This is a genomic window from Pseudomonas sp. F01002, from assembly GCF_004402115.1.
Classification (GTDB): domain Bacteria; phylum Pseudomonadota; class Gammaproteobacteria; order Pseudomonadales; family Pseudomonadaceae; genus Aquipseudomonas; species Aquipseudomonas frigoris.
The window spans coordinates 260874-286231 of the sequence record NZ_SOPU01000027.1 but is presented as its reverse complement, the minus strand read 5'-3'; the positions used below and the strand labels follow the sequence as shown (position 1 = coordinate 286231).

21 protein-coding genes and 2 pseudogenes are annotated in these 25358 nt (G+C 59.8%); 13 read left to right on the top strand and 10 right to left on the bottom strand.

Going from position 1 to position 25358, the window contains the following annotated elements; translation table 11 throughout:
- Positions 1 to 34 precede the first annotated feature (34 nt).
- Both E3W21_RS24180 and E3W21_RS24175 read left to right on the top strand, forming a co-directional pair.
- The gene (locus E3W21_RS24180; protein ID WP_134422104.1) at positions 35 to 871 is read left to right on the top strand and encodes an outer membrane lipoprotein-sorting protein; all 837 of its coding nucleotides are present in this window, start codon (positions 35 to 37) and stop codon (positions 869 to 871) included.
- Positions 872 to 904: 33 nt separating this feature from the next.
- Positions 905 to 3511 carry an RND family transporter gene (locus tag E3W21_RS24175; RefSeq protein WP_134422103.1) on the top strand — a complete coding sequence of 869 codons (2607 nt, stop codon included), beginning with the start codon at positions 905 to 907 and terminating at the stop codon, positions 3509 to 3511.
- Between the two features lie 66 nt (positions 3512 to 3577).
- Here the strand turns inward: E3W21_RS24175 and E3W21_RS24170 are convergent, their stop codons facing one another.
- From E3W21_RS24170 to E3W21_RS24160, 3 genes are all read right to left on the bottom strand, one after another.
- Complete coding sequence (locus E3W21_RS24170) at positions 3578 to 3988, bottom strand: MerR family transcriptional regulator (RefSeq protein WP_134422102.1); 411 nt, start codon at positions 3986 to 3988, stop codon at positions 3578 to 3580.
- Between the two features lie 198 nt (positions 3989 to 4186).
- A complete protein-coding gene (locus E3W21_RS24165; RefSeq protein WP_134422101.1) occupies positions 4187 to 4762 on the bottom strand; it encodes an NAD(P)H-dependent oxidoreductase in 576 nt (191 codons plus the stop codon).
- A 55-nt stretch (positions 4763 to 4817) separates the two neighbouring features.
- Positions 4818 to 5708, bottom strand: a complete 891-nt coding sequence (locus E3W21_RS24160; RefSeq protein ID WP_134422100.1) for a LysR substrate-binding domain-containing protein — start codon at positions 5706 to 5708, stop codon at positions 4818 to 4820.
- A gap of 224 nt (positions 5709 to 5932) precedes the next feature.
- Between E3W21_RS24160 and E3W21_RS24155 the strand changes: the two genes are divergently transcribed.
- The gene (locus E3W21_RS24155) at positions 5933 to 6697 is read left to right on the top strand and encodes a sulfite exporter TauE/SafE family protein (RefSeq protein ID WP_134422099.1); all 765 of its coding nucleotides are present in this window, start codon (positions 5933 to 5935) and stop codon (positions 6695 to 6697) included.
- On the opposite strand, the pseudogene E3W21_RS24150 reads toward E3W21_RS24155, so the two are convergent.
- Positions 6687 to 6869: pseudogene (locus E3W21_RS24150) on the bottom strand (putative quinol monooxygenase); the annotation flags it as partial. The gene E3W21_RS24155 and the pseudogene E3W21_RS24150 sit on opposite strands and share 11 nt — an antisense overlap.
- Before the next feature lie 102 nt (positions 6870 to 6971).
- On the opposite strand from E3W21_RS24150, the gene E3W21_RS24145 reads away from it, so the two are divergent.
- From E3W21_RS24145 to E3W21_RS24115, 7 genes are all read left to right on the top strand, one after another.
- Positions 6972 to 7883: a LysR family transcriptional regulator gene (locus E3W21_RS24145; protein ID WP_134422098.1), complete on the top strand. Its 912-nt coding sequence runs from the start codon at positions 6972 to 6974 to the stop codon at positions 7881 to 7883.
- A gap of 103 nt (positions 7884 to 7986) precedes the next feature.
- Positions 7987 to 8880 (top strand): NAD-dependent epimerase/dehydratase family protein, encoded by an 894-nt coding sequence (locus tag E3W21_RS24140; protein ID WP_134422097.1) that lies wholly within the window; start codon positions 7987 to 7989, stop codon positions 8878 to 8880.
- Between the two features lie 207 nt (positions 8881 to 9087).
- Positions 9088 to 10533, top strand: a complete 1446-nt coding sequence (locus E3W21_RS24135) for a SulP family inorganic anion transporter (RefSeq protein ID WP_134422096.1) — start codon at positions 9088 to 9090, stop codon at positions 10531 to 10533.
- A 203-nt stretch (positions 10534 to 10736) separates the two neighbouring features.
- Entirely contained in the window at positions 10737 to 12083 is a 1347-nt protein-coding gene (locus tag E3W21_RS24130; protein WP_134422095.1) for a gluconate:H+ symporter, read from the top strand.
- 15 nt (positions 12084 to 12098) lie between these two features.
- Positions 12099 to 12959, top strand: coding sequence for a MurR/RpiR family transcriptional regulator (locus E3W21_RS24125; RefSeq protein ID WP_134422094.1), 861 nt, complete (start codon positions 12099 to 12101; stop codon positions 12957 to 12959).
- A 1-nt stretch (position 12960) separates the two neighbouring features.
- The gene (locus tag E3W21_RS24120) at positions 12961 to 14418 is read left to right on the top strand and encodes an amidohydrolase family protein (protein ID WP_134422093.1); all 1458 of its coding nucleotides are present in this window, start codon (positions 12961 to 12963) and stop codon (positions 14416 to 14418) included.
- Between the two features lie 120 nt (positions 14419 to 14538).
- Positions 14539 to 14907: a glyoxalase superfamily protein gene (locus tag E3W21_RS24115; protein ID WP_129438690.1), complete on the top strand. Its 369-nt coding sequence runs from the start codon at positions 14539 to 14541 to the stop codon at positions 14905 to 14907.
- A gap of 180 nt (positions 14908 to 15087) precedes the next feature.
- Here the strand turns inward: E3W21_RS24115 and E3W21_RS24110 are convergent, their stop codons facing one another.
- A complete protein-coding gene (locus E3W21_RS24110) occupies positions 15088 to 17007 on the bottom strand; it encodes a methyl-accepting chemotaxis protein (protein ID WP_134422092.1) in 1920 nt (639 codons plus the stop codon).
- A gap of 261 nt (positions 17008 to 17268) precedes the next feature.
- On the opposite strand from E3W21_RS24110, the gene E3W21_RS24105 reads away from it, so the two are divergent.
- From E3W21_RS24105 to E3W21_RS24095, 3 genes are all read left to right on the top strand, one after another.
- Positions 17269 to 17940 carry a histidine phosphatase family protein gene (locus tag E3W21_RS24105; RefSeq protein ID WP_134422091.1) on the top strand — a complete coding sequence of 224 codons (672 nt, stop codon included), beginning with the start codon at positions 17269 to 17271 and terminating at the stop codon, positions 17938 to 17940.
- Positions 17941 to 17966: 26 nt separating this feature from the next.
- On the top strand, positions 17967 to 18800 hold the full coding sequence (locus tag E3W21_RS24100) for a phosphatase PAP2 family protein (protein ID WP_134422090.1): 834 nt from the start codon (positions 17967 to 17969) through the stop codon (positions 18798 to 18800).
- Between the two features lie 367 nt (positions 18801 to 19167).
- Positions 19168 to 20100: a metallophosphoesterase gene (locus E3W21_RS24095; RefSeq protein ID WP_256661637.1), complete on the top strand. Its 933-nt coding sequence runs from the start codon at positions 19168 to 19170 to the stop codon at positions 20098 to 20100.
- A gap of 12 nt (positions 20101 to 20112) precedes the next feature.
- Here the strand turns inward: E3W21_RS24095 and E3W21_RS24090 are convergent.
- The 5 genes and pseudogenes from E3W21_RS24090 to E3W21_RS24070 form a co-directional block, all read right to left on the bottom strand.
- Positions 20113 to 20678 (bottom strand): annotated as a pseudogene (locus E3W21_RS24090) (GNAT family N-acetyltransferase).
- Positions 20679 to 20735: 57 nt separating this feature from the next.
- The gene (locus tag E3W21_RS24085; protein WP_134422088.1) at positions 20736 to 21758 is read right to left on the bottom strand and encodes a HAMP domain-containing sensor histidine kinase; all 1023 of its coding nucleotides are present in this window, start codon (positions 21756 to 21758) and stop codon (positions 20736 to 20738) included.
- A 9-nt stretch (positions 21759 to 21767) separates the two neighbouring features.
- Positions 21768 to 23228 carry an ATPase domain-containing protein gene (locus tag E3W21_RS24080; RefSeq protein ID WP_134422087.1) on the bottom strand — a complete coding sequence of 487 codons (1461 nt, stop codon included), beginning with the start codon at positions 23226 to 23228 and terminating at the stop codon, positions 21768 to 21770.
- Entirely contained in the window at positions 23225 to 23893 is a 669-nt protein-coding gene (locus E3W21_RS31960; RefSeq protein WP_256661636.1) for a hypothetical protein, read from the bottom strand. Before E3W21_RS31960 ends, E3W21_RS24080 begins: the two co-directional genes overlap by 4 nt.
- 38 nt (positions 23894 to 23931) lie before the next feature.
- The gene (locus E3W21_RS24070; protein WP_129438673.1) at positions 23932 to 25338 is read right to left on the bottom strand and encodes a DUF2252 domain-containing protein; all 1407 of its coding nucleotides are present in this window, start codon (positions 25336 to 25338) and stop codon (positions 23932 to 23934) included.
- Positions 25339 to 25358: the final 20 nt, after the last annotated feature.

Sequence of the window (25358 nt, the reverse complement as noted above, 5' to 3'; positions counted from 1 at the left end):
CGACCATATTCATCTGACGAAAAGGGAAGTTCCCATGTTGCCGCTATTCAAAAGTCTGACCGCCGCCGCATTGATCCTGAGCGGCGCTTGCGCCACCGCCGCCGAAGGCAAGAATGCCGATGAAATCATCCGTCAGGTACGTGATCGCAATGACGGTACAAGCTTCATGTCCCAGGTGTCGCTGATCCTCCACGACAAGAAGGGCAACACCCGCGTTCGCGAGTTCACCTACCTGCAAAAGGATTACCCGGACAGCGACAAATTCAGCATGTATTTCTCCGCCCCCACGGACGTGCGCGACGTGGCCTTTCATATCGAAAACCCCCACGAAACCCTGGGACTGGAAGACAGTCAGTGGATGTACTTGCCGGTCAGCCGCCAGACGCGGCGGATCTCCACCACCGACAAGCGTGGTTCGTTCATGGGCAGCGAGTACTCCTACGCCGACCTGGACAAGATCCGGGTCAAGGATTACACCCAGACGCTGATCGGTGAAGAGCAGGTCAAGGGCCGCGATTGCTACGTGATCGAGCGTGAGCCGGCGTCGCCCGAGGTGCTGGCCAAGACTGGCTACAACAAACTGAAAGTGTGGATCGACAAGCAGAATTTCCTGGTCATGCGCCAGGACTTCTTCGACGTCAAAGGCGTGCTGGTCAAGCAAATGCGCACGCGAAAGGTCGACACCATCGACTCGATCGACAGCATCGTGCTGAGCGAAACCGAGCACTTCATCGACGGCACGCGTTCAGAGATGCGTTTCAATCACCTGCAATACAACGTGCAACTGGAAGACCGTTTGTTCACCCAGACCGCCATCAAGCGCGGGCTGAAAACCGGCGACGTGCCGGACTTTGCCGTGTCTGCCCGCTAAGCGCCGACCCTGACGACCCTGGAACGCATGATCATGGAAAGATACCTGAACTTCGTCGAGCGCTATGCGCGGGCGATCGTTTTCCTGCTGGTGGCAGTCACGGCGTATTTTACCTATACGCTGGGCGCGCTGATCTCCGACACCAACCCTTATCTGCTCAAGGAAACCCATCCGGCGCGCAAGACCATCATTGATCTGCAAAGCGAGTTCACCGGCACGTTCGACTCGGTGATGGTGGCGCTGAACAACCCGCAGACGGTGTTCAACAAGCAGACCCTCAACGCACTGTTTTCGATGTCGCAATCGGTGCGCAAGATGATCCTGGCCAACGACGCCGACAAGGAGCAGTTGACGCAAATCGTCGCCAGGCACCCGGACGACAGCCGGGCGCAGTTGTTGACGCGCGACATTCTGGAGAACGGGTTTTCGCAGAACGACTACGCCCAGGCCAAGGCCCTGCGTGATTACGCCCAGAGCCAGAATTGGGATGCCCATGATCAGCTGTTCCTGACCTTTCTCGCCGAGCGAATTAACCCGATTCGCGAAATGGCGTCCTTGGGCGACCTGGAAAACATCGTGCTGACCGACGGTGGCGAGCTGCTGATCCACAAGACCCTCAACGCCTACGACATGGACCCGGCGTTGGTCGAGTCGCAAATCATGGGCAACGAGCTGATGGTCGACGGGGTGGTCTCCAAGGACAAGAAAGTCGCGATGCTGGTGGCCGAGCTGGGCACCAAGCAAGACGATGCCCAGGCGCAACTGCGCGCCTACCAGATCGTGCGCGGTATCGTCGCGGACTATCAGGCGGCGCACCCCGAGTTCAAGGACGAGATCTTCATTGCCGGTATGCCGATCTTCATCGCGGCCCAGCAGGAGATCATCGACCATGACCTGGCGGTGCTGTTTCCGATTGTCTTTTTGCTGATCACCCTGCTGTTGGTTTTCTTCTTCCGCAAACCGCTGGGCGTGCTGTTGCCGCTGTTCAATATTCTGTTCTGCACCATCTGGACCCTGGGCCTGATGGCCTTGTTGCGAGTGCCGTTCGACTTGCTGACCAGCGTGTTGCCGGTGTTCCTGTTCACCATTTGCTGCTCGGACGCGATCCATGTGATGTCCGAGTATTACGAGCAGAAAAACGCCGGTAAAAGTAACCGCGAAGCCAATCGCGAGACGCAACGGCTGATGGTGGTGCCGGTGGTGTTGACGACGGTGACTACCATCGCCACATTCATGATTTCCACCACCAACAACATTGTCAGCATCCGCAATTTCGGCGTGTTCATGTCCATCGGCCTGACGGCGGCGCTGATCATTTCGTTGTTGCTGATTCCGGCCTGGATCTCGATCTGGGGCAAGGACCAAACCCCGAAAACCCTGGCCGCGGTGCACAAGGAATCGATCATCTCGCGCTACCTGGTGGCGTTCTGCGCACGGCTGATTCAGTGGCGCAAACCGATCTTGATGGTGATGCTGCCGCTGCTGGCCTTGATGACGGTGTTTACCTTGCGCGTCGATATCGAAGACTCGGGCATCGCCTATTTCAAGCCCGAGAGTCACATCCGCGTCTCGGACCAGTTCATCAACCACGCCAATGTCGCAGGCACGGCGCCGGGCTGGATCGCCATCGACAGCAAAGAGCCGCGCGGCGTGCTGACCACGGAGGTGGTGCAGTTCATCGACAAGCTCGACCACTTCATCAAGCAGCAACCGGATGTCAGTTATGGCTATTCCCTGGCCACGTATGTCAAGCGCATGAACCTGGTGCTCAATGACATGAATCCCGACTACTTGCGCGTGCCCCAAGCGACGGAGCAGGTCACATCGGTCAATGACGAGGGGCAGACCGAGCGGTTCGAGGTGCCGGGCAATTCGCTGATCGAGCAGCACGTGATGCTGTTCGAGAACGGCGGCGGTTCGGACCTCAATAACGTGCTCAACGCTGACTATTCCAAGGCGCTGACGCTGTACACCATGACGTCGTCGGTGGCCAGCGACTACCAGGGCATGCTGGATCGGCTCGATGCCTGGTTGCTGGTGAACAAACCGGACAACCTCGAAGTGACGCACGCCGGCACGCCAGTGATCTGGACCGGCGTGTTGCAGGAAATCACCCAGGGCCAGGTCCTGAGTTTTTCCCTGGCGTTGCTGGTGGTCACGCTGATGATGATGTATTGGCTCAAGTCGGTACGCTTGGGGATCCTCGGCATGCTGACCCTGTTGACCACCTCGGTGACGGTCTACGGCTTCATGTTCCTGTTCGGCATCGAGCTGAACATCGGCACGACGTTGGTGACGTTCCTGGTCGTCGGCGTGGTCGATTACGCGGTGCACTTGCTGTCACGGATCAAACTGCTGGTGCAGCAAGGGATTCATGTCGATGCGGCTATTTTGCAGGCGATGCACAGCGTCGGCCGTTCGACCGTGGTCAACGTGGTGATTTTCTCCGTGGGCTTCATGGCGCTGCTGTTTTCCGACTTCAAGCCGATTGTCGATCTGGGCGCACTGGTGGCGATGGCGCTGTTTTCCAGCGGTGTCATGACCATTCTGCTGGTGACGCTGGTGTCGCCGTGGTTCTTCGCGGCAATTGTTCCGGTGCCTGAACAGGGCGGAGCCGTGGGGGATCCTGCCTTGAGCTGACCGGACGACCGGGACCGCAGGCGCCCAGGTGGCCTGCGAGCCTGGTCATCCAGCGCAGCAGGGATTTCAGTTCAGCGTATTGTTCGGGTTTTTTTCGCCATAGCGGGCGATACGCTCGAACTGACATTCCTGTCGGGCATCGTTGAGGCTGCTTTCAAACGCTTCGAGGCCATTGTGCAATTGCTGTAGAGCGCCGATCTGGGAAACCAGCTCGGCCTTTTTTTCGGCGATCGCTTTTTGCGCCATGTCCCACGGGAATTCGTCGCCGTGGTAGTTGTTCAACATCACTTGCAGCTCTTTGAGCTTGAAGCCCAATTGCTGGGCGCACTTGATGAACGTCAACACTTCGACGCTTTGCTGGCTGTAGATGCGGTATTTGCCTTCACGCTTGGGCTCGGGCAACAGGCCGATTTCCTCGTAATGGCGAATGCTTTTGACTGTGGTGCCCGACAGCTGGGCAGCTTTACCGATATACATAAAGATCCGTCTCGATGATCAAACAGGGTATAGCGCGACCAGACTTCATGCCTGACCGGAGGGAATAATATAGGGAATAACATTCAAAGGTTGCAGCAGCGTGTAAATGACGCGCGCGCGACGAGCGACCGCTTGACGGGAGCGTGGAGACGGGCTGACGGCGTCGGGCACGCCGTCAGCAAACAGCGAGGGGGAGCATCAGCTGCCGGCGGTGACCCGGGCCTGTTCCAGCCAGGCGTCGCGCTGGGTCGACTTGGAACCCAGGATCGGGCCGAAGGTCAGGGTCTTCAATGGCTTGATGCCGCAGAACTCCAGGGTCGTCTTGCGCATCTGGTGCAGGCCGGGCATGCGATAGACCCATTTGTAATACCAGGGCGGCGTGTCCATGGTCACCAGCAGATGCGCCGTCCGTCCTTTGAGCAGTTTGTCGGGGAAGGCCTTGCCCTCACGGTATTTGAAGGCAAAGCCGGGCAGGAAAATGCGGTCGAGAAAGCCCTTCATCAAGGCCGGAATTCCGCCCCACCAGATCGGATAAACTAACGTCAGGTGTTCCGCCCAGGTGATATCGGCCTGGGCTTGCAACAGGTCCGGCTCCAACGGCTGGATCGTGTGATAGCCCTCGTGCAGGACCGGATCGAAGTCCAGCGCATCCAGACGCAGCAACCGCACGTCATGACCGGCATCCCTGGCGGCCTGGACGTACGTTTCGCTCAGTGCCCCGCAGAAGCTGTCGGTGGAGGGGTGCCCCAGAATCACGAGCATTCGTTTGCTCATCGCGTGTACTCCTGAAATGAAGCCCGCAGCATAGAGTCTGCCCCTAACGGTAGAGTCAAGGCGTTCCCGGCGTCAGCGCCTCCAGCAAGGCCCGCGCGTAACCGGGCAGGCTATCGAAGTCGCGGGCGCAGATTTTCAGGGTGCGATTGGCCCAGTCTTCGGGAAGAACGCGGGTCGTGACCGATTGCACCGGGGGCCAGCGCTCGATGGCGACCAGCGGCACGATGGCCAGTCCTGCGCCGTGAGCGACCATGCGAATGACCCCGTCGAAGCCGTCGGCACGAATGCGGATCGGCATGCGCTGGCCGATGTGCAGGGCCTGTTCTTCCAGGTGGATAGCCAAGGCACTGCTGGCGCCCAGGGCCACGTAGTCGTGGCTCAAGGTGTCGGCGAAGGTCAGCGACGACTGGTAGGCCAGGGGATGATCCGGGGGCAGGATCAACACCAGCGGGTCATCTCGAAACGGCCGGGTGTGAAGGTCATCGGTGTCCACGGCGTCGGACACGATCCCGAGGTCCGCCGCCCCCTGACGCAACGCATGGGTGATGCGGGCGCTGGGCAACTCTTGAAGGTCGATGTCGAGATTCGGATGCTCGCGCAGAAAGTCTGCGAGCAACTCTGGCAGGTATTCGGTGATCGCGGTGGTGTTGCACAGCAACCGCACCTGGCCTTTGACGCCCTTGGCGTATTCGGCCAGGTCCTGTTGCATGCGTTCGGCCTGTTGCAGCAAGGCCCGGGCGTGTTTCGCCAAGGCATTGCCGGCCGGTGTCGGTGTGATGCCGCGACGACCGCGGTCCAGGAATTCGATGCCAAGTGAGGCTTCCATGGCGCGGATTCGTGCGCTCGCTGCTGCCAGGGATAAATGGCTGCGGGCGGCGCCGGCGGTGATATTGCCGGTGTCGAGGATGTTCAGGTAGAGGCGCAGGTCGGTCAGGTCGAAGTGCATCGCAACAAGCCCAGAATATTTGTTGTCTGAAAGGGCGCTTTCGCGAGCAGGCTCGCTCCCACAGTAGACCGAGTCAGCCCGGACGACGCGGTCACACTGTGGGAGCGAGCCTGCTCCCGAAGGCGTCAGTAAAAACGACGAAGCCTTAAGCCTCTTGTTAAACAAGAGGCTGCCTCAGTATATGGCAGATTTTCAAGCAGCCAATCCGGGCCCACGATAGCGCCATGAATACTCTCGCCGCGTTCTATCAAAACCTCGGCCTGGCCCTTTCATTGATGGTCATCGCGACCTTTCTGCTGGCCGGCATGATCAAGGGTGTGATCGGCCTCGGTCTGCCAACCATTGCGATGGGTTTGCTCGGTCTGGCTATGGCGCCGTCGCAGGCTGCCGCGCTGCTGATCATCCCCGCAACGCTCACCAATGTCTGGCAACTGGCATTCGGCGGGTATCTGCGGGGGTTAATCAAACGGTTGTGGCCAATGCTGCTGGCGATCTTCATCGGCACCGGGGCCGGCACGTTGTGGATCGGCATGGCCGGTGGTCATTGGGTCGTGCGGGGATTGGGCGCGGCGCTGTTGCTCTATGCGTTGAGCGGATTGTTACTACCGACCTTGCGTGTCGGCCGTCACACCGAGCGCTGGCTCGGTCCGCTTTGCGGCCTGTTGACGGGCGTCATCACCTCGGCCACCGGCGTCTTCGTGATTCCGGCCGTGCCTTATCTGCAAGCGTTGGGCTTGACCAAGGATGAACTGGTGCAGGCGCTGGGTCTGTCGTTCACCGTCTCGACCCTGGCCTTGGCCGCCGGCCTGTTGTGGCGTGGCGCACTGGGCGGTGGCGAGTTAAGTGCGTCGTTGCTGGCACTGATCCCGGCGGTGCTCGGCATGTTGCTGGGGCAATGGCTGCGCCAGCGGATCAGCGCCGTGCTGTTCAAGCGAGTGTTCTTCATCGGCCTGGGTGTGCTGGGAGGCCACTTGCTGATCAGCGGGTAGCGGACGACGGGCTGAGCATGTCGATGGCGCGGATATCGAAATCCCGTTCCAGGTACTCATCGCGCTGCTCGAGGAATTGCTTCATGTGCGGCAGGTTCGAGTGCACGTCCAAGTGAGCCTGGGACTGCCAGATCTCGTAGAAGATAAACAGCGTCGGGCGGGATCGGTCGCGCGCTATGAGCAGCATTTGACCGAGGTGTTCAGCCTGCCAGCGTAAGGTTCCTTTTGCCCCGCATCCAGCTACTATCAAGCCAGTTTTGAATGAGGGGCATCCGTGAAAGCCAGATCCGATGAATTGCAGATTTTCGTCTGCGTGATTGAATGCGGGTCGATTTCCGCTGCGGCCGAACAGGTCGGGCAAACGCCTTCGGCAGTCAGCCGCACGCTGTCGCGGCTGGAGGCGAAACTCGATACCACGCTGATCAACCGCACCACGCGGCGCATGGACTTGACCGAAGAGGGCAAGTACTTCTTCGAACACGCCAAGCTGATTCTCGATCAAATGGACGAGCTCGAAGAACGGCTGACCTCACGCCAACAAACCCCATCCGGGCGTCTGCGGATCAACGCCGCATCGCCGTTCATGCTGCACGCCATCGTGCCCTACATCGATGAGTTCCGCCGGCTCTATCCGGACATCCAGCTGGAACTCAACAGCAACGATCTGATCATCGATTTGCTGGAGCAAAGCACCGACATCGCCATCCGCATTGGCACGCTCGCCGACTCGACCTTGCACGCTCGATCGCTGGGATGCAGTCCGCTGCACATCGTCGCCAGCCCGGCCTATCTTGAAAAACACGGTGTACCGGCCGAAGTGGCGGATTTGTCCGGGCATACGCTGCTGGGCTTTACCCAGAACGAAGGCCTCAACCAATGGCCGTTGCGCTACGTGCATGGTGATCGCTGGCCGATTCAGGCTTCAATCAGCGCGTCCAGCGGTGAGACGATCAGGCACTTAACGCTGGAAGGTCAGGGCATTGCCTGCCTGTCGCATTTCATGACGATTGATGACATCCGCGCCGGTCGTTTGCAGGTGCTGCTGGCGGATTTCAACAGCGGCTATCGCCAGCCGATCAATGCGGTGTACTACCGTAACTCGCAACTTGCGCTAAGGATTCAATGCTTCCTGGACTTCATCCAGGGCAAATTGGCGGCTTACGCGAACGCGGATTTCAAGGGCTGATTCGTGACCCCTGCGCAAGAGTGAATTGGGCAACGCTGTCTGTTTCCGTAGGCATCGGTCCTCGATACTGGCTGCATCACTTACTAACGCAGGGAGTTTCTCCATGAACGTATTCATTACCGGCGCCGCGGGTTTCATTGGCGGCTCCATCGCCACCGGTCTGGTCCAGGCGGGTCACAAGGTCACCGGCCTGGTGCGCAGTACCGAACAAGCCAATGAACTGAGTGCTCTGGGTATCACCCCGGTGCTCGGCACGCTTGACGACAGCGCATTGCTGGCCGAGCAGGCCCGTGCTGCCGATGCCGTGATCAACGCCGCCAGCAGCGACCATCGCGGTGCGGTGGACGCGTTGCTCGATGCACTTCGCGGTTCCAACAAAGTGTTCCTGCACACCAGCGGCTCGAGCATTGTTGGCGATGCGTCGGGCGGCAAATCCAGCGACGTTATCTATTACGAAGACAACCTGCCGGCACCTACCGTCGACAAGGCTGCTCGCGTGGCCATCGACAACCTGATCCTCGCCGCAGCAAAGGACGGAGTGAACTCGGCAGTCATCTGCAACACTTTGATCTACGGCCACAGCCTGGGCGTCAAACGTGACAGCGTGCAATTGCCGCGCTTGCTGAAACAGGCGCGTAAAAGTGGTGTGGTCCGGCATGTCGGTACCGGCCAGAACATCTGGTCCAACGTACACATCGAAGACGTGGTTTCCCTGTACCTGCTGGCGCTGACCAAAAACGTACCGGGCACCTTCTACTTCGTCGAAAGCGGTGAAGCGTCGTTCATCGACATGACCACTGCGATTGCCCAAGCGCTGAATCTGGGTGAGCCACAAGACTGGCCGCTGAAAGAGGCCGAAGCCGAGTGGGGTTATGAAATGGCCAACTATGGCCTGGGCTCAAACAGCCGGGTTCGCGGTAAAAAGGCGCGGGAGTTGCTGGGCTGGGCGCCGAAGCGGACATCGGTGATTGAATGGATTCGTGACGAGATGGTTTGAGTTCACTTTAGACCGCGTCGCTGCCTTCGCGAGCAAGCCCGCTCCCACATTTGATCTCTAGCCGACACAGATTTTGTGTACGACGAAGATCCACTGTGGGAGCGAGCTTGCTCGCGATTGCGTTTCTGGCGACCCAATAACTGGCCGGGTCGCCCTCAATTCCGTAACATCCGCCCCCTCTTTTCCCGCCTGTATTCTAGGTCAGCCATGAAACCCAAACGTCTGCGCGCCGATACCCTGGCCGGACTCACCACGTCTTTCGCCCTGCTACCCGAATGCATCGCCTTCGCGCTGGTTGCTCACCTCAATCCATTGATGGGGCTTTACGGCGCCTTCATCATTTGCACCCTGACCGCGCTTTTTGGTGGGCGGCCGGGCATGGTGTCCGGCGCCGCTGGATCGATGGCCGTGGTGATCGTCGCTTTGGTGGTGCAGCACGGTGTGCAGTATTTGCTGGCGACCGTGCTGCTGGGTGGGCTGATCATGCTCGCGTTCGGGTTGCTGAAGCTTGGCAAGCTGGTGCGCATGGTGCCGCACCCGGTGATGCTCGGCTTCGTCAACGGCCTGGCGATCATCATTGCTCTGGCGCAGCTGGAACACTTCAAGAGCGGTGACGTCTGGCTCAGCGGCACTCCGCTGTACTTGATGGCAGGGCTGGTTGCCGTGACGATGGCCATCGTTTACTTGCTGCCGCGTCTGACGCGCGCTGTGCCGCCGGCGCTGGTGGCGATTCTGGGCGTTGGTCTGGCGGTTTATCTGCTCGGTCTGCCGACTCGCACCTTGGGCAACATGGCGCACATCGCCGGTGGCTTGCCGACCTTTGCGCTGCCAGACATCCCCTGGAACCTGGAAACCCTGCGCATCATCGCTCCCTACGCGATATTGATGGCGTTGGTCGGTCTGCTGGAAACCCTGCTGACCCTGAACCTCACCGACGAGATCACCGAGAGCCGTGGCTACCCAGATCGCGAGTGTGTGGCGCTGGGGGCGGCCAACATGGTCTCCGGTGTGTTTGGCGGCATGGGCGGCTGCGCCATGATCGGCCAGACGGTGATCAACCTCAGTTCCGGTGGTCGCGGTCGGCTGTCCGGTGTGGTGGCCGGGGTGATGATTCTGCTGTTCATCCTCTTCCTCTCGCCGCTGATCGAGCGCATCCCGCTGGCCGCATTGGTCGGGGTGATGTTCGTGGTGTCGCAGCAGACGTTTGCCTGGGCTTCGTTGCGGGTGGTGAACAAGGTGCCGCTGAACGACGTATTGGTGATCATCGCGGTAACGGTCATTACGGTGTTCACCGATCTGGCCACCGCCGTACTCTGCGGGATCATCATCGCGGCGCTCAACTTTGCCTGGCAACAGGCTCGCGAGCTCTATGCCGACGCTCATATCGAAGCCGACGGCAGTAAGCTCTATCACCTGCATGGCACGCTGTTCTTCGCATCGACTGCGCCTTTTCTCAACCAATTTGATCCTGCCAATGACCCGTCCGTGGTGACGATTGACTGTCGCCACTTGAGCTTCGTCGACTACTCGGCCATCGCCGCGCTCAAGACCTTACGCGAGCGCTACGCCAAGGCCGGCAAGCACCTGCGCGTGCTGCACTTGTCCGAACGCTGCAAGAAGCTGCTCAAGCGCGCCCGCGTGAATCACGACTGAGAGTGACAACTGATCGTTCCCCCGCGTGGGAACGATCATGTAAATAACTCCCCTTGATTTTCATAACCGGCGACCACCCATACCTCAGCGCGACAACCCTTATCCCTCCACGAAAATTACTTTCACCTCGTTTGAAAATAACACCTCGAAATGTTTTATGAGTTTCACAACCCATTCGACGTGACCCTTTCGAGGAGTACCGCATGACACCGTCCTTCGGCTATTGGCTGCTGGTTTACGCCGCCATCGCCATCATCGCGCTGATCGTTCTGATCGCCCGCTATCGGCTCAATCCGTTCATCGTAATCACCCTGGTCTCCCTGGCGTTGCTGGCCGGGATGCCACCGTCGGGCGTAGTGGGGGCGTACGAAGCGGGCGTCGGCAAAACGCTGGGCCATATCGCGCTGGTGGTCGCGCTGGGCACGATGCTCGGCAAGATGATGGCCGAGTCCGGTGGTGCCGAGCAGATGGCGCGTACGTTGATCGACCGCTTCGGTGAGAAAAATGCGCACTGTGCGATGGTTTGCATCGCTTTCCTTGTAGGACTGCCGCTGTTCTTCGAGGTCGGTTTTGTACTGCTGGTGCCGATCGCTTTCACCGTAGCGCGGCGCGTGGGCGTGTCGATTCTGATGGTCGGTTTGCCAATGGTCGCCGGGCTCTCGGTGGTCCACGCCCTGGTGCCGCCACACCCGGCGGCGATGCTGGCGGTGCAGGCCTATCAGGCCTCGGTGGGGCAGACCTTGCTTTACGCGATCCTGATCGGGATTCCGACCGCGATCATCGCCGGCCCCCTCTACGCCAAGTTCATCGTGCCGCGCATTCAACTGCCGGAAGATAACCCGCTGGAGCGTCAGTTTCTCGAGCGTGAACCGCGCGACAGCCTGCCGGGTTTCGGCATCACCATGGCGACCATTCTGTTGCCAGTGGTGCTGATGCTGATCGGCGGCTGGGCCAATCTGATTTCCACGCCGGGCAGCGGTTTCAATCAGTTTCTGTTGTTCATCGGCAATTCGGTGATCGCCTTGCTGCTGGCGACCTTGCTGAGCTTCTGGACGCTTGGTCTGGCCCAAGGCTTCAACCGCGAATCGATCCTCAAATTCACCAACGAATGCCTGGCACCGACTGCCAGCATCACCTTGCTGGTTGGCGCCGGCGGTGGTTTGAACCGGATTCTGGTGGACGCCGGTGTCACCGACCAAATCGTCAGCCTGGCCCAGGTATTCCACCTGTCGCCTCTGTTGATGGGCTGGCTGTTCGCCGCGCTGATGCGCATCGCCACCGGGTCCGCCACCGTGGCCATGACCACCGCGTCGGGGATCGTCGCGCCGGTGGCCATTGGTCTGGGGTATCCCCATCCGGAGCTGTTGGTGCTGGCGACGGGCGCGGGGTCGGTTATCTTTTCCCACGTCAATGACGGCGGTTTCTGGTTGATCAAGGAATACTTCAACATGACCGTCGCCCAGACCTTCAAGACCTGGACGGTGCTCGACGAGACCATTATCTCGGTCGTCGCCTTCGGTCTGACCGTTGGCCTTTCTTACCTGCTTTAGCCGGAGCCGCCCGCCATGGACATCCTCTACCAGATCCGCGCCCGTCAGGATTCCTTCAGCGCGGGCGAAGGACGCATCGCTCGGCTGATGCTCGACGACGTAGGATTTGCCTCCGCCGCCAGTCTCGATGAACTGGCGCTGAGAGCGGAAGTCAGCACCGCCACGCTCTCGCGGTTTGCTCGCACCGTTGGCTGTCGCGACTTGCGCGATCTGCGTCTGCAACTGGCCCAGGCCAGCGGTGTTGGCAGCCGTTTTCTCGACCCCGCGAGTGCGCCCGAGCAGTCGGCGTTTTATGGGCAGATCGTTGGCGATATCGAATCGACCCTACGCCAGCATCTGTCGGCGTTCGATGAGTCGCGTTTCGCCGACGCGGTGAAATTGCTGGGCAAGGCGCGGATGATTCACGTCTTCGGCATGGGCGGTTGCTCGACTTTGTGCAGTGATGAATTGCAAGTACGGCTGGTGCGTTTCGGCTACCCGATTGCGGTGTGCCACGACCCGGTGATGATGCGCGTGACTGCCGCCAGCCTCGATGCCGAACGAGCAGTCATTGCCTGTTCGCTGACCGGCATCACGCCCGAACTGCTCGAGGCCGTCGAGCTGGCGCGCAGTTACGGCGCACGAATTCTCGCCATCACCCGGGCCGACTCGCCCCTGGCGCAATTGGCTGATGTGCTGCTGCCGCTGCAAGGCGTCGAAACCTCATTCATCTACAAACCCACGGCGGCGCGCTACGGCATGTTGCTGGCCATCGACGTGCTCGCCACCGAGCTGGCGCTGGCCAATCCTGAAGACAATCAAGAGCGTCTGCGGCGGATCAAACTCGCCCTGGACGATTACCGCGGCGGCGACGATCACTTGCCGCTGGGAGACTGACGTGATGTACGACACGCTTATCCGCAACGCCCTGATCATCGACGGCAGCGACGCGCCCGGTTACCCCGCCGACGTGGCGATTCTGAACGGCCGCATCGAGCGCATCGGCGACTTGCACGATGCCAACGCCACCGAAGAAATCGACGCCGCCGGCCGCGTGTTGGCGCCAGGTTTTATCGACGTGCACACCCACGACGACACCGTGGTGATCCGCCAGCCGCAGATGCTGCCCAAGCTCAGCCAGGGCGTGACCACCGTGATTGTCGGCAACTGCGGGATCAGCGCTTCGCCGGTGAGTTTGCGCGGCGATCCTCCCGACCCGATGAACCTGCTCGGCACCGCTGCTGCGTTCGTTTATCCGAGGTTCAGCGACTACCGCGCAGCCGTCGAAGCGGCGAAAACTACGCTGAACGTGGCCGCACTGGTCGGCCACACGGCGCTGCGCAGCAACCACCTCGACGATCTGTTTCGTACTGCCACGCAGGACGAAATCAGCGCGATGCGCGAGCAACTGCGCGACAGTCTTGAGGCCGGTGCGTTGGGCCTGTCCACGGGGCTTGCCTATGCCAACGCGTTCTCGGCGTCCACCGATGAAGTGATGCAATTGACCGAAGAGCTGACCGCTTTCGGTGCGGTTTACACCACCCATTTGCGCAGCGAATTCGAGCCTGTGCTGGAGGCCATGGATGAAGCATTCCAGATCGGCCGTCATGCGAAAACACCGGTGATCATTTCCCACCTCAAATGTGCGGGCGCCGGTAACTGGGGGCGCAGTCCGCAACTGTTGGCGTCCCTTGAGCAGGCGGCGAAAACCCACCCGGTAGGCTGCGACTGTTATCCCTACGCGGCGAGTTCATCGACGCTGGACCTCAAGCAAGTCACCGACGCTCATCGCATCACCATCACTTGGTCAACGCCGCACCCTGAAGTGGGTGGCCGTGACCTGATGGACATCGCTGCTGAGTGGGGCGTGCCGCTACTTGATGCCGCCCGACGCCTGCAACCGGCCGGTGCGGTGTACTACGGAATGGACGAGGCGGATGTACGAAGAATCCTCGCGCATCCGCTGTCGATGGTGGGATCTGACGGATTGCCGGAAGACCCGTTCCCGCATCCACGCTTGTGGGGTGCATTCCCACGCGTGCTCGGACATTTCAGTCGAGACGTAGGGCTGTTTCCGCTGCACACCGCCGTGCACAAGATGACGGGGTTGTCGGCGGCGCGATTTGGCTTGAAGGAACGTGGCGAAATCCGTGAAGGACATTGGGCGGATCTGGTGTTGTTCGATCCCGTGACGATACGCGACGTGGCAGATTTCAATGATCCGCAACGGGCGGCGGAAGGTATCGATGGGGTGTGGGTCAACGGTGTGTTGAGTTACAGCGAAGGTCAGGCAAACGGAAGAAGGGAAGGGCGGTTTCTGGCGCGGCAAGGGGACTTGCGTGATGGGTTTCAGTAAACATTCCGAGTGCTGCGTCACAGTGATGGCACATTGAGACTAAAGAAAGCCATCGCCAAGCCGAAGCGCTGACATCTCGCCCAGCTACACTCTGGGCCTTATCAGTCTGGGAGCAACTCCATGAGCTTCGGCAAAACCACCCCGATCCTGCGGATTTTCGATGAAATCAAGGCCGTGGAGTTCTACGTCGACTTCCTGGGTTTCAAGATCGACTGGCAGCATCGCTTTGAACCCGGTTTTCCGCTGTACCTGCAAGTCTCTCGCGGCGAATGTGTGCTGCACCTCTCCGAGCACCACGGTGACAGCACGCCGGGCTCGGCGCTGCGGATTGAGACTGATGAGTTGGAAGTGTTCCAGCAGCAGTTGCTGGCCAAGGAGTATCCCTTTGCTCACCCGCAGATTCAGGCCATGCCCTGGGGAAGCCAGGACATGACGATCAGTGATCCGTTCGGGAATCGGTTGGTGTTTACCAATGCGATTAGTGTTTGAGAATGGGGCTAACAGCGAATCTCTCGTTTGTTTGTTAGATAGCCATCGCGAGCAAGCTCGCTCCCACAATGGTTTGCGTCGTTCCACGGTTAAGTGGTCGACGCCGATCAAATGTGGGAGCGGCGGTGCGGCGATCCGACTTGTTCGCGATTGGTTCTTTCATTCACCGCAAAGTGAATGTCAGACCCGGAAGTGACTCACCATCATCTGCAACTGATTGCCCAACCGCGCCAGTTCAACACTGGACGCAGCGGTTTCGTCGCTGGCGGCGGCGGTCTGTTCGGACACGTCGCGCACGTTGATGATGCTGCGGCTGATCTCTTCGGCCACGGCGCTTTGCTGCTCGGCGGCTGCCGCAATCTGCTGGTTCATCGACTGGATGTTGGATACCGTGCGGGTGATGTTTTCCAGTGACACGCCAGCCTTGCGAGTCAGCGCGACGCTGCTGTCGGTCAGGGCGCGGCTGTTGTTCATCACGGCGGACACTTGTTGTGTGCCGTTCTGCAGACCGGCCACCAGGCCTTCGATTTCTTCGGTGGATTTCTGCGTGCGCTGAGCCAGGCCACGGACTTCGTCGGCCACCACGGCAAAACCACGACCGGCTTCACCGGCACGGGCCGCTTCGATGGCGGCGTTGAGCGCCAGCAGGTTGGTCTGTTCGGCTACCGCCTTGATCACGTCCATGACGCTGCCGATCTTGTCGCTTTCCTGTTGCAGCACGCTCATAGCTTCGGTGGAACGCGCCACTTCAGTGGCCAGGCGTTCGATCTGGGCGATGGCTTCGTTCACCACCTTGTCGCCTTCACGGGCTTCGCCATCAGCAGCGGCCGCAGCCTGGGAGGCTTCTTCGGCGTTGCGCGCGACTTCCTGCACGGTGGCCGTCATCTCGTGCATGGCGGTGGCCACCTGATCGGTTTCGATCTTTTGGCTGTTTACGCCGGCGCTTGTTTGCTCGGTCACGGCAGACAGTTCTTCGGCAGCACTGGCGATCTGGGTGACGCCGTCGCGGATGCCGCTGATCAAGTCACGCAGGGTCACGCCCATGCGAGCGATGCCTTGTTGCAACACGCCTAGTTCGTCGCGGCGAGTCACTTTGACGTCCTGGGACAGGTCGCCGCTGGCAATGCGTTCAACCACGGCCAAGGTGTCGCGCAGCGGGCCGGTAATCTGACGGGTGATGATCACGGCAGCAATGATGCCCACCAGCAACGCCAGCAAGGTGCTGATCAGCTGTAGTGTGCGAGCCTGGGCGCTTTCGACGTCACGGCGGTCGAGCTGGATCTGATACAGCTCATCACTCAGGGTCACGATGGCGGCGCCCTGGTCGGTCATTTCCTTGCGTGCCTGCACCGCATCGGTGTTGGCCGCTTTATAAGCCTGCAAGGCGCTGCGGTAGTTGGTCAGTGCGGTTTCCAGCTGACGCAGGGCATCTTGCTGGGTGTCGGCGAAATGCACGTTGAGGGGTTTCAGGCTGGAGATTGCCACGTCCAGTTGGCCGACGGCTTTTTGCTCGGTCTCGGCGTTGGTGGTCGCGGTGTAGCCGCGCACTTCGTAGCGGGCCAGCAAGAAGGCTTCCTTGGCCGCCGTGATGGCCTGGAATTGTTCGAAGCGCTGGTCGCTCAGAGGCATTTGCTGCACGCGGGTGTTGATGGCGTTGATCAGCGTGTTCGCGGTGTCGGCATTGGCGCCCATGGCGTCGCGCGCGCTATTACCGGTGCGGTAGGCGCTGCGCATTTTGTTCAGGGACGTCTTGTAGGCGTCGATGACGGCGCCTTGCTCTTTGAGCAGCTTGAGGTTTTCCGGGCTCTTGAATTTCACCAGCAGCGCTTGTTGCTGAGCGGAGAACGCCTCGAGCGTGGTCTGGACGTTCTGTGCGGCGGTTTCGTCGCCGTTGGTCAGCATGTATTGCAGGCGAACCACGCGCAGCTTGGTCAGGCCGGCATTGAGCTGGGTGATGTCGCTCATCCAGTTGCTGCGATCAATCAATCCGCCCAGGCTCGTCCAGCCGGTCAGGGCGAGGACGCAGGTCAGGGCCAGGACCAGGCCGAACCCCAAGCCCAGCTTCATGTTCACGCTGATATTGCCGAACCAGCTATTCATCAAAAGTCCTCCAGGAACGTTGTGCTTCTAGATCGTCGGTTGGCTGGAAGATTGTTGTTTTTGGTAGCCAGCAAGGTGTGTAGCAGGACTGTATCGGCAGCTATTGCGAGAGCTGAATGGTTTTTGTAGGACCGATGTGTAACAAGGCTTTTGTGCAGGTCTTAAGCTTTTTTTCACATACGTTTCACCGACTGCCGACGCCAGCCTCTTTACTCTCGCCGCACCGAATGAAAGTGATGCGTGCCGGCGAGGCGGTTTGATGTGGTATTGAGACTGAGTCTATTCGGGGTAAAACGCTCGATTGATCTGAGCCGTTTGGCCCGCTATCGCAATGCGGCTGTCGTGCTCACCTCGTCGCTGTTGGTGATTGCGCTGACGGTCTGGCTGTTGCATCCTGCCGCTGTACCGGACCTGGCCCACGGCAATGTGGCCGGCGCCCGGGCGTTGAAGGCCGATTGGGCCAAGGGCAACGTAATCGTGCTGGTGCGTCATGTTGAACGCTGCGATCATTCCAGCGCCGCCTGTCTGAGCGGTAACGATGGCATTACCGAACGCTCTCGCAGTGTCGCGGTGGGTGTCGGTGCGCAGTTCGGACAACTGGGGCTGAACAAGGCCGACATCTACAACAGCCCCGTCCTCCGTACAGCGCAGACCGCTGGCTACATGTTCAACAAGGTCAGTGTCGGTGAAGAATGGTTGATCAATTGCAAGGGCACCATGCTGCGCGACGCTCTGGCGCACAAGGTGGCCGGGCGAAACCTGATTCTGGTGACCCACAGCGAATGCATGTCACAACTTGAGAAAGACCTCAAATTGCCGAGCGCTACCCTTGGCTACGGTGCTTCTTTGTTTATCTCGGCCGAAACGCCTCAGGCGCCCCGGATGCTCGGTGTCATCGAAGCCTCGGATTGGCACTCGGTGACCGCCGAATGAATTCACTTTCTGGATCAGGAAACACGATGTTGACTTCTTCCCGCTACCGCTTTTACTGGGTGAACTTCGGCATTCCGCTGGCCTGTGCGGTCGTGGTTTTCCTGCTGTTCGACCTGACCAAAATCGATATTGCTTTCAATGATCTTTTTTATGACCCGGTCACGCAGACGTTTCCGCTGGATCATATCCAACTGTTCGAAAAGATCACCCATAAATGGGCGCGGATCATCCCGAACTGGACCGGAGAGTTAGCGATCGTCGGCGCCTTGCTGTCGTTTCTCTGGCCGCGTCTGAAGGCCGAAAAGCATTCGAAAATCATCGCATTCCTGGAAAAAATCAAAGTCGCACCGGTGCTTCGGTTCGCCAGCAAGCACCGTCGGGACTTCCTCTACGTGGTGTTCGCGTTCTCCATCTGCACCGGTGTGATCCACTACCTCAAGGGCCACACCAGCGTGTACTGCCCGATCGAAACGACCCAGTACGCGGGGAAAATCGAGCATAAGGAGTGGTATCAGAATTTCGATCTGCTGAAAGTTGCCGGCAAGGGTCGCTGCTGGCCGGGCGGGCACGCCTCGGGTGGTTTCACCATGCTCGCGCTGTACTTTGTGGCGCGCCGCTACCGCTGGCGCTATTCCAAAGCGATCATGTACGGCTCGCTGCTGCTCGGTTTTGTCTACGGCACGACGCGGGTTGTGCAAGGCTGGCACTACATGTCCCACACCTTATGGGCCGGGATCTTCGTGTGGCTGGCGTGTTTGCTGACGGCCCTGGCGTTCTACGGGCGGGCGCGGCTGGAGCAGCCGGTGCTGCAAGCGCATGAGCGGCCTGAAAGCGTTGCACAACCTCAGACGGCTAGCTGATTCAAAAGACTTGAACGACAAAACCCGCCAACCCTGAAGAGGGTGGCGGGTTTTTTGTTGTCCGTCTTGTGGGGGGAAGTCAGGAGATTGCCTTCGCGAGCAGGCTCACTCCTACTGAAAAACAACGGGCTAAAAAAAGTACACGGGGCGAATTCTTAACAAAGTGTGAACAAGTGGTGTGATCTATTAATGGCAAATGTCGACCCTTGCTTTCCCTTAATGCCTGGCTGGCCATGCGAGTCCTTGATTGAAACGCCCCCCAATTTCATCGCCGGCTGCAAAACGTTTTGTGCCCGGAAAAGCTGTTCGCAGGTTAAGCATCATCGCGGTCATCCTACTGATTGGCGCAGCGATGGTCGGGTACTGGATGTTTACACCGCCGGCGCCGTTTGTTCCGTTGAGTGGTCTGGATCCTTCCGCCGTGTCGATGATCGCCTTGGGCGATCAGGGCAGCGGCGATTTGCAACAGTGGCGAGTGGGGCAGGCCATGGAGCGAGTCGCGGCCAGAGACGGGCGGCTGGACATGGTCGTGTTGTTGGGCGACAACTTCTATGGCAAACCGCTGACCAGTACCCACGACCTTAGTTGGCAAATGAAATTCGAGCGCGTCTATTGGGGCCAGTGGCTGAGTCATGTGCCGTTCTACGCCGTGCTGGGCAATCACGATTACCCCAAGTCGCAAAAGGTCGAACTCGAATATGGCCGGCAGCGCAAGGGCTCGGGTCGCTGGCAGATGTCGAGCAACTTCTACGTCAAGGATTTCGGCAGCGTCGATGGTCGACCGTTGGTGCGAATGGTGTTCCTCGACACCTCGGCGCCACGGGAATCCTTTCAGCGTCAGATCGACATGCTTGACCAGGCCTTCCAGCAACCGGGACCGGCACCTGTATGGCGCATCGCGGCGGCCCATCACCCGGTCCGCAATCATGGCCAGCATGGTGAAGACGGTGAACTGGTCAACCTGTTGTTGCCCGCACTGGAACGCAACAAGGTCGACATGTTCCTGGCCGGGCACGACCACAATCAGCAACTGCTGCTACGCGCGGCCGAGCCAGCCTGGGTGGTTTCCGGGGCCGGGGGCCAGAAACTCTACGCCGTTGGCGCCGGATCGCAGGACACCTCGTTTGCCACCGCACATGCCGGTTTTGCCAAACTTGATTTGAATCCCAGCCAATTGCGGCTGACCTACTATGACGATCGAGGCAACCTGGAAACCGGTTATCGTTGGGACCGGGATTGTCAGTGGATGGCCAAAGGCTGCCTGTTGCCCGACGTTGCGCAAAAGGTGGTCGTGCAATAACACGATGAGCGCTTAGCGGTACCCGGCATTCGGCGCCGGGTTGATCAACGCCGTCAACACATGTCCTGCCAGCGCCCGGCGATACTCAGGTAGGCCTTGGCATAGCCCTCACGTTCAAATCCCAGGCGCTGCAGCAGCCGCGCACTGCGTTCATTGCCAGGGATGTAATTGGCCATGATCCGGTGCAGCTTCTGCTCATCGAACATGTAGCCGATTCCCGCTTCCAGTGCTTCCTGCATCAAGCCGCGGCCCTGATGAGATTCGTCGATGTGGTAACCGAGATAGCAGGCCTGAAACGCCCCGCGAGTGATGCCGCTGAAGTTGCAGGCGCCGATCATCTGGCCGTTGTCCGGATCCAGGAGCGCGAAATGCACCGCCAGACCGGCCTGGAAAGCACTGGCTTGCACCTCAAGGCGCGGGCGGATGCGTTCAGGGCTGTGGTAATCGACGGGGCGAATCGGCGACCACCGGGCGAGATGCCTCAGGTTGCGCCGGTAGAAGTCGCTTTCCAGCGCCGCCTGTTCAGGGTCGAGCACCACTAGCGTCAAGCGTTTACAGGACAGGGACAACAGCGGCATAGGGCGCTCCGGTTCACGGGGATCGTCGCGCAAGCATTGCGTGGCCAGCGGAAAAACTCAAATCGCCAGCGGCAATGTCACGATGAAGGTGCTGCCTTTGCTGTCACCGTCACTCATGCCGATCACGGTGCCGCCATGGGCTTCTACCAGCTCGCGCACCACCGTCAGGCCAATGCCGAGGCCCGCGCCATTGAAACCGACCGCGTGAACGTCCTGGACAAAGGGCTCGAAGATAAAGGGCAGCGCTTTGGCGGAAATACCGATGCCGTCATCGCAAATGCTCATCTGCAGCACGTCGGCTTCAGCGGTCACCGACAGCGTGACATTGCCGTGTGCCGGTGTGTATTTGGCTGCGTTGCCCAGCAGGTTGCCGAGGATCTGCGTGAGGCGCACCGGGTCACCATTCACCGCCAACGCGCACTCGGGCAGTTCAGCGGTGTAGTGCAAATGGTGAGCAACCATCACCGGGCTGCACACATCGATGGCCTGATGGATGATCTGCACCATATCTACGATTTCGCAATCGAGGCGCAGCTTGCCGGTGCTGGCGCGGGAGACGTCGAGCAAATCGTCCACCAGCCGCGACATGTGCTGCACCTGGCTTTCGATCAACGCCTGCATGCGCGGCAGTTCCTCACTGGGCACGCGCACCAGACGCCCGGCGATCATGCTGATGGGCGTCAGCGGGTTGCGCAGTTCGTGGGCCACCAGGGTGAGGATGTTGCGTTGTTGTTCCAGCGTGTGTTCGGCCGTGGCTTGCAGGTCTTGCGCGCTGAGGGCCGCGATCACCAATTGCGCGTTGGCTTCACGCATCTCCAGGAACAGTCGTTGTTCTTCGTGCGTGCGTTTTGGTGTTTCTGCATCGGACTGCGCCAGCAAAATGGCCAGCACCAATTGCTGATTGGCCTCGATCAGTTGCTCGACCTGCTGGCTATCGACCAGCCGGGTGTTGGCGTCGCTCAGCTCTTTTTGCAGCGCCGACAGCACCGCCCGCGCTTCAACAGTCTTCTGGCCGAGCAGGAACAGTTCGCGAGCGGCAGTGGCCATCGCTTGCTCGTTCTTGCCATTGGCCTCACTCATGGTTTTTGCTCATCTGTCGTCTTTGCCCAAACGCTGCCGGGTAGGCCGGCCGCCGAGTAAGCCTTCCTGGTCTGGCAACATCTCGCCGATCTGTAAACCGTTATTGTCGATGTGGTACTGGCGTAACTCATCGGAGTGAGCGCTGGCCCGCACCTTGACCACGGCCATGATGCGCAGCAAGCGGCTCTGCACTTCGATGTAGCGCTGAACGATGATGGCGTCGGTGAGAAACGCCGTACCGTAAGGGCTGAAACGCAGGTCGGTGTAGCGGTCTTCCAGCTCTGAGGTCATCAACACGCTGACCCCGGCGCTCGTCAACGCAGTGACCATGCGCGACAGCGACTCGCGAAAGTCTTCGCGGAAGGTCGGCGCCAGCGCCAGTTCGAAACCCGACAATGAATCGATCACCACACGGGTGGCTTTCAGCCGGCTGATCTCGCTGAGCAGCAATTGCACGATCTCGTCGATGGACAGGTCCGGGGCCCGGCTGTCCACCAGACCGACCTGTCCGCTCTGGATCAGGCCCGTTAGGGTGGCGTTCTGGGAGTGATTAGGCCGTTGTTCAAACACCGCGATCACGCCGGTTTCACCATTTCTCGCGCCTTCGGCCAGGAAGGTGGACGCCAGAATGCTTTTGCCCGAGCCTGATGGCCCGGCCACCAGCAAGGAATAACCACGGGGCAGGCCACCACCCAGCATCTCGTCGAGCTGTGGCACGCCCATTTTCAGGCGCTTGATGGGGAACTCCAGCGGCGCTTCAACCGGACTGAGTGGCGCAGGCGCAAAGACCTTGATCCCCGACGTCGCGATACGGAAGGTGTGCAGCCCTGGCAGCGTCGGCTGGCCGCGCATCTTCATGATTTCCATCTTGCGCACCATGGAATTGCGCTGAACGCTCTGGCGCAGCCAGATCAGGCCATCGGCCACGGTGAAAATCGGGTTGGTGTCGGTTTCGGTGAAGTATTCGCCAATCAGGAAGGTCGTGGCCTGCCAGGTGGTCATCAACATGCCCAGTTGCTGAACGAACTGCGGCAGGTTGTTGTTGGGGTTGTCCTGGGTCTGGCTCGCCAGGACCACTGAACGGAACGAGTCGACGAATACCAGTGACGGGGAGTGAGCCTCCACCTCGCTGACGATACGTCGCAGCACTTCGTCCAGATTCCCGGCCAGGGTATCGTCAGCCAGGTTGACGTAGCGGATCGACTGGTTGATCGCTTCGCTGTCGAAAAAGTCGAATTGCTGCTGGTAACGCAGCATCTTCAGCGGCGGCTCGCCCAGCACCGTAAAAAACAGCGCCGGGCGCTCGGGCGTCGCCAGGGCGAACATCATCTGATGCGCCAGGGTGGTTTTGCCACAGCCAGGCGGACCTGCGATCAGGTTGAACGAAAACTCCGGCAATCCTCCGCCCAGCACCTCGTCCAGTCCTGGCACGCCGGTGGCCAGGCGGTTGATAGTCACTTTGGTGCTCATGGCGAAATTTCCTGCGAAGGGGTGTCGCTCAAAGAAGGTTCCCACACGCCACGAAGCAAACGTGCGGTGAGCGAGGGCCCGATCAGCATGGTCAGCAGCTCGTAAAACGTGGTCAGCAACACTTCACCGAAAAACAGCGCATCGGCATCGCTTTGCTCAACGAGTACGGACTTGAGGGCAGTCAGATCCAGGGAGGCCGCCTGCACACTGTCATAGGTGCCGGCCAAACGCGGATGGTTGGAGGCGCACAGATGAAGGCTGCGGCGATAAAGCGCGACAACCCCTTGCTGGCCAATGATGGGCGTGAGGGCTGCGTCCATATCCTGCAATATTGATGCGATCGCTTGCGCGACTGTTGCAATGTCAGCGTTGGGGCCAACGCGGTGCGCCAGAGAAGCTACGATCTGGCGGCTCTCATCGCTTAGCGTGGACATGGCTAACTGATATCTGATGGACAGTGCTTGATGGTACACCCTATGGCGGTGTCGGGAGTGGTTTGTGTCAGGGGATTGCAGCAGGGCCCGAAAAACGGACTCTTTAGTGCATGGGCAAACAAAATAGCAGGCAAAAAAAAGCCCGCGGGAGGGCGGGCAAACCGTAGTTTCTTGAATGAGCGAGCGCAATGTACCCGTTGGTGAAAGGTCGTGGGGTGAAGAAAAATTCATGTCGATGAGTGCCCGCCGTTTCACGCCCTGAGACACGCCTACGGCAAATGATCCGCCGCAAAGTCCACCTCCGAGCGCGCCCGCAAACGGCCCTTGCGGCAGGCCTGCTGGAATCGTTCGAAGTCGCGCTCATTCTGCGCGGTGTAGCTTTGCGCATACTTGAACAGCGCGTCGGCCAGCGCATCGCTCTTGCCGATGTAGCCACTGATGTGTGCAGCGTTCCCGGATGATTTGGCATGGGCACGGGCCAAGGCGCGGCCACAAATGCGTCCGTAGGCGGCGAAGGTGTCCGCATCGAAAGTCTCGAGTTCAGCCGAGACTTTCATGTCGCGCAACTGGCGCACGTAGAAGTGTCGACCACTGGGGCCGGTGGTCCAGCCGAGGAACAGGTCACTGGCCGATTGCATCAACCGTTGGCCATCGACCACGCGCTGACCGTTATGCCGCACCCGCAATTTAGTCTTCACATAATCGGCAAGCACCGAACGACGTGCCTCCTTGAACTGCAGGAACAGCGGGAACTCCTGATCGTCGGTCAGCAGGGCCACCAGGCAACGAGTCCCGACGCTGCCCACACCGACCACTTTGAACGCCATGTCGTGGGCATGAAAACGCGACAACAGCTCGCGACGGTCGGCTTGCAGGGTGTCGGGATAGTCGCGCATGAACGTGTCGTAAAGCGGCCGCCAGTCCGACAGGCGCAGCCAGTCGTCATCGGCATCCAGCAGCGTGGTGTTGTTGTGTAAGTGGAAAATTTCCGGCAGGTCATCGCGAATGATCAGTCGGCCATGTGCGTCACGTTCACTGATCTTCGGCAGCAGTTCAGCATGGGTGCGACGTTCGGCTTTTTCGATGGCGCGCTCCACATGCTCCAGGGTCGCTTTGCTTGCCTGTTGCCGCAGATCGTTATAAGTGATGGACTCGTACCAGGTTTCCATGGCGCTTTGTTCGGCGCACTCGAGCATGGTCTGTTGGTAGGCGCCGACCACCTGGCGGCAGACTGTTTCCTGGACCGTGTCGCCATGGCGCAGGTCGCGGGCGGCCACTACGAAACTCGCCACCAGACGTTTCAAGTCCCATTCCCAAGGCCCGGGATGGGCTTCGTCGAAATCGTTGACGCTGAACAGCAGATTGCGTTCCGGCGTTGCAAAACCGCCGAAGTTCATCAGGTGACTGTCGCCGCAGATGGGCGATACCAGGCCCATGTTGGCTGTTTCGGCCAAGTCGTGGGCTTGCAGCAGCGCGTTGCCGCGATAGAAGGTGAACGGCGAGACCAGCATGCGGCCGTAGCGCAACTCGACCAGCGACGTGATCCGGCCTTCACTGGACGTTTTGATCAGCGGCAGCGGGTCGCGATTTACTTTCCCCATGGCCGCCTGCGAACTGCGGGAGCAGTTCTTGCGAGCATCCTTGCCTTGCTTCAAGCGGTCTTTGAGGGAGGTCATGTGGGCTCGTATGGTGAGTG

Coding starts and splice junctions, on each gene's coding strand:
- E3W21_RS24125 (WP_134422094.1), top strand. CDS start 12,099: ATGGACATCCTCTACCAGATCCGCGCCCGTCAGGATTCCTTCAGCGCG.
- E3W21_RS24110 (WP_134422092.1), bottom strand. CDS start 17,007: ATGAATAGCTGGTTCGGCAATATCAGCGTGAACATGAAGCTGGGCTTG.
- E3W21_RS24165 (WP_134422101.1), bottom strand. CDS start 4,762: ATGAGCAAACGAATGCTCGTGATTCTGGGGCACCCCTCCACCGACAGC.
- E3W21_RS24115 (WP_129438690.1), top strand. CDS start 14,539: ATGAGCTTCGGCAAAACCACCCCGATCCTGCGGATTTTCGATGAAATC.
- E3W21_RS24160 (WP_134422100.1), bottom strand. CDS start 5,708: ATGCACTTCGACCTGACCGACCTGCGCCTCTACCTGAACATCCTCGAC.
- E3W21_RS24085 (WP_134422088.1), bottom strand. CDS start 21,758: ATGAGTGAGGCCAATGGCAAGAACGAGCAAGCGATGGCCACTGCCGCT.
- E3W21_RS24100 (WP_134422090.1), top strand. CDS start 17,967: ATGTTGACTTCTTCCCGCTACCGCTTTTACTGGGTGAACTTCGGCATT.
- E3W21_RS24130 (WP_134422095.1), top strand. CDS start 10,737: ATGACACCGTCCTTCGGCTATTGGCTGCTGGTTTACGCCGCCATCGCC.
- E3W21_RS31960 (WP_256661636.1), bottom strand. CDS start 23,893: ATGAATTTTTCTTCACCCCACGACCTTTCACCAACGGGTACATTGCGC.
- E3W21_RS24180 (WP_134422104.1), top strand. CDS start 35: ATGTTGCCGCTATTCAAAAGTCTGACCGCCGCCGCATTGATCCTGAGC.
- E3W21_RS24155 (WP_134422099.1), top strand. CDS start 5,933: ATGAATACTCTCGCCGCGTTCTATCAAAACCTCGGCCTGGCCCTTTCA.
- E3W21_RS24175 (WP_134422103.1), top strand. CDS start 905: ATGGAAAGATACCTGAACTTCGTCGAGCGCTATGCGCGGGCGATCGTT.
- E3W21_RS24080 (WP_134422087.1), bottom strand. CDS start 23,228: ATGAGCACCAAAGTGACTATCAACCGCCTGGCCACCGGCGTGCCAGGA.
- E3W21_RS24095 (WP_256661637.1), top strand. CDS start 19,168: ATGTTTACACCGCCGGCGCCGTTTGTTCCGTTGAGTGGTCTGGATCCT.
- E3W21_RS24140 (WP_134422097.1), top strand. CDS start 7,987: ATGAACGTATTCATTACCGGCGCCGCGGGTTTCATTGGCGGCTCCATC.
- E3W21_RS24170 (WP_134422102.1), bottom strand. CDS start 3,988: ATGTATATCGGTAAAGCTGCCCAGCTGTCGGGCACCACAGTCAAAAGC.
- E3W21_RS24070 (WP_129438673.1), bottom strand. CDS start 25,338: ATGACCTCCCTCAAAGACCGCTTGAAGCAAGGCAAGGATGCTCGCAAG.
- E3W21_RS24135 (WP_134422096.1), top strand. CDS start 9,088: ATGAAACCCAAACGTCTGCGCGCCGATACCCTGGCCGGACTCACCACG.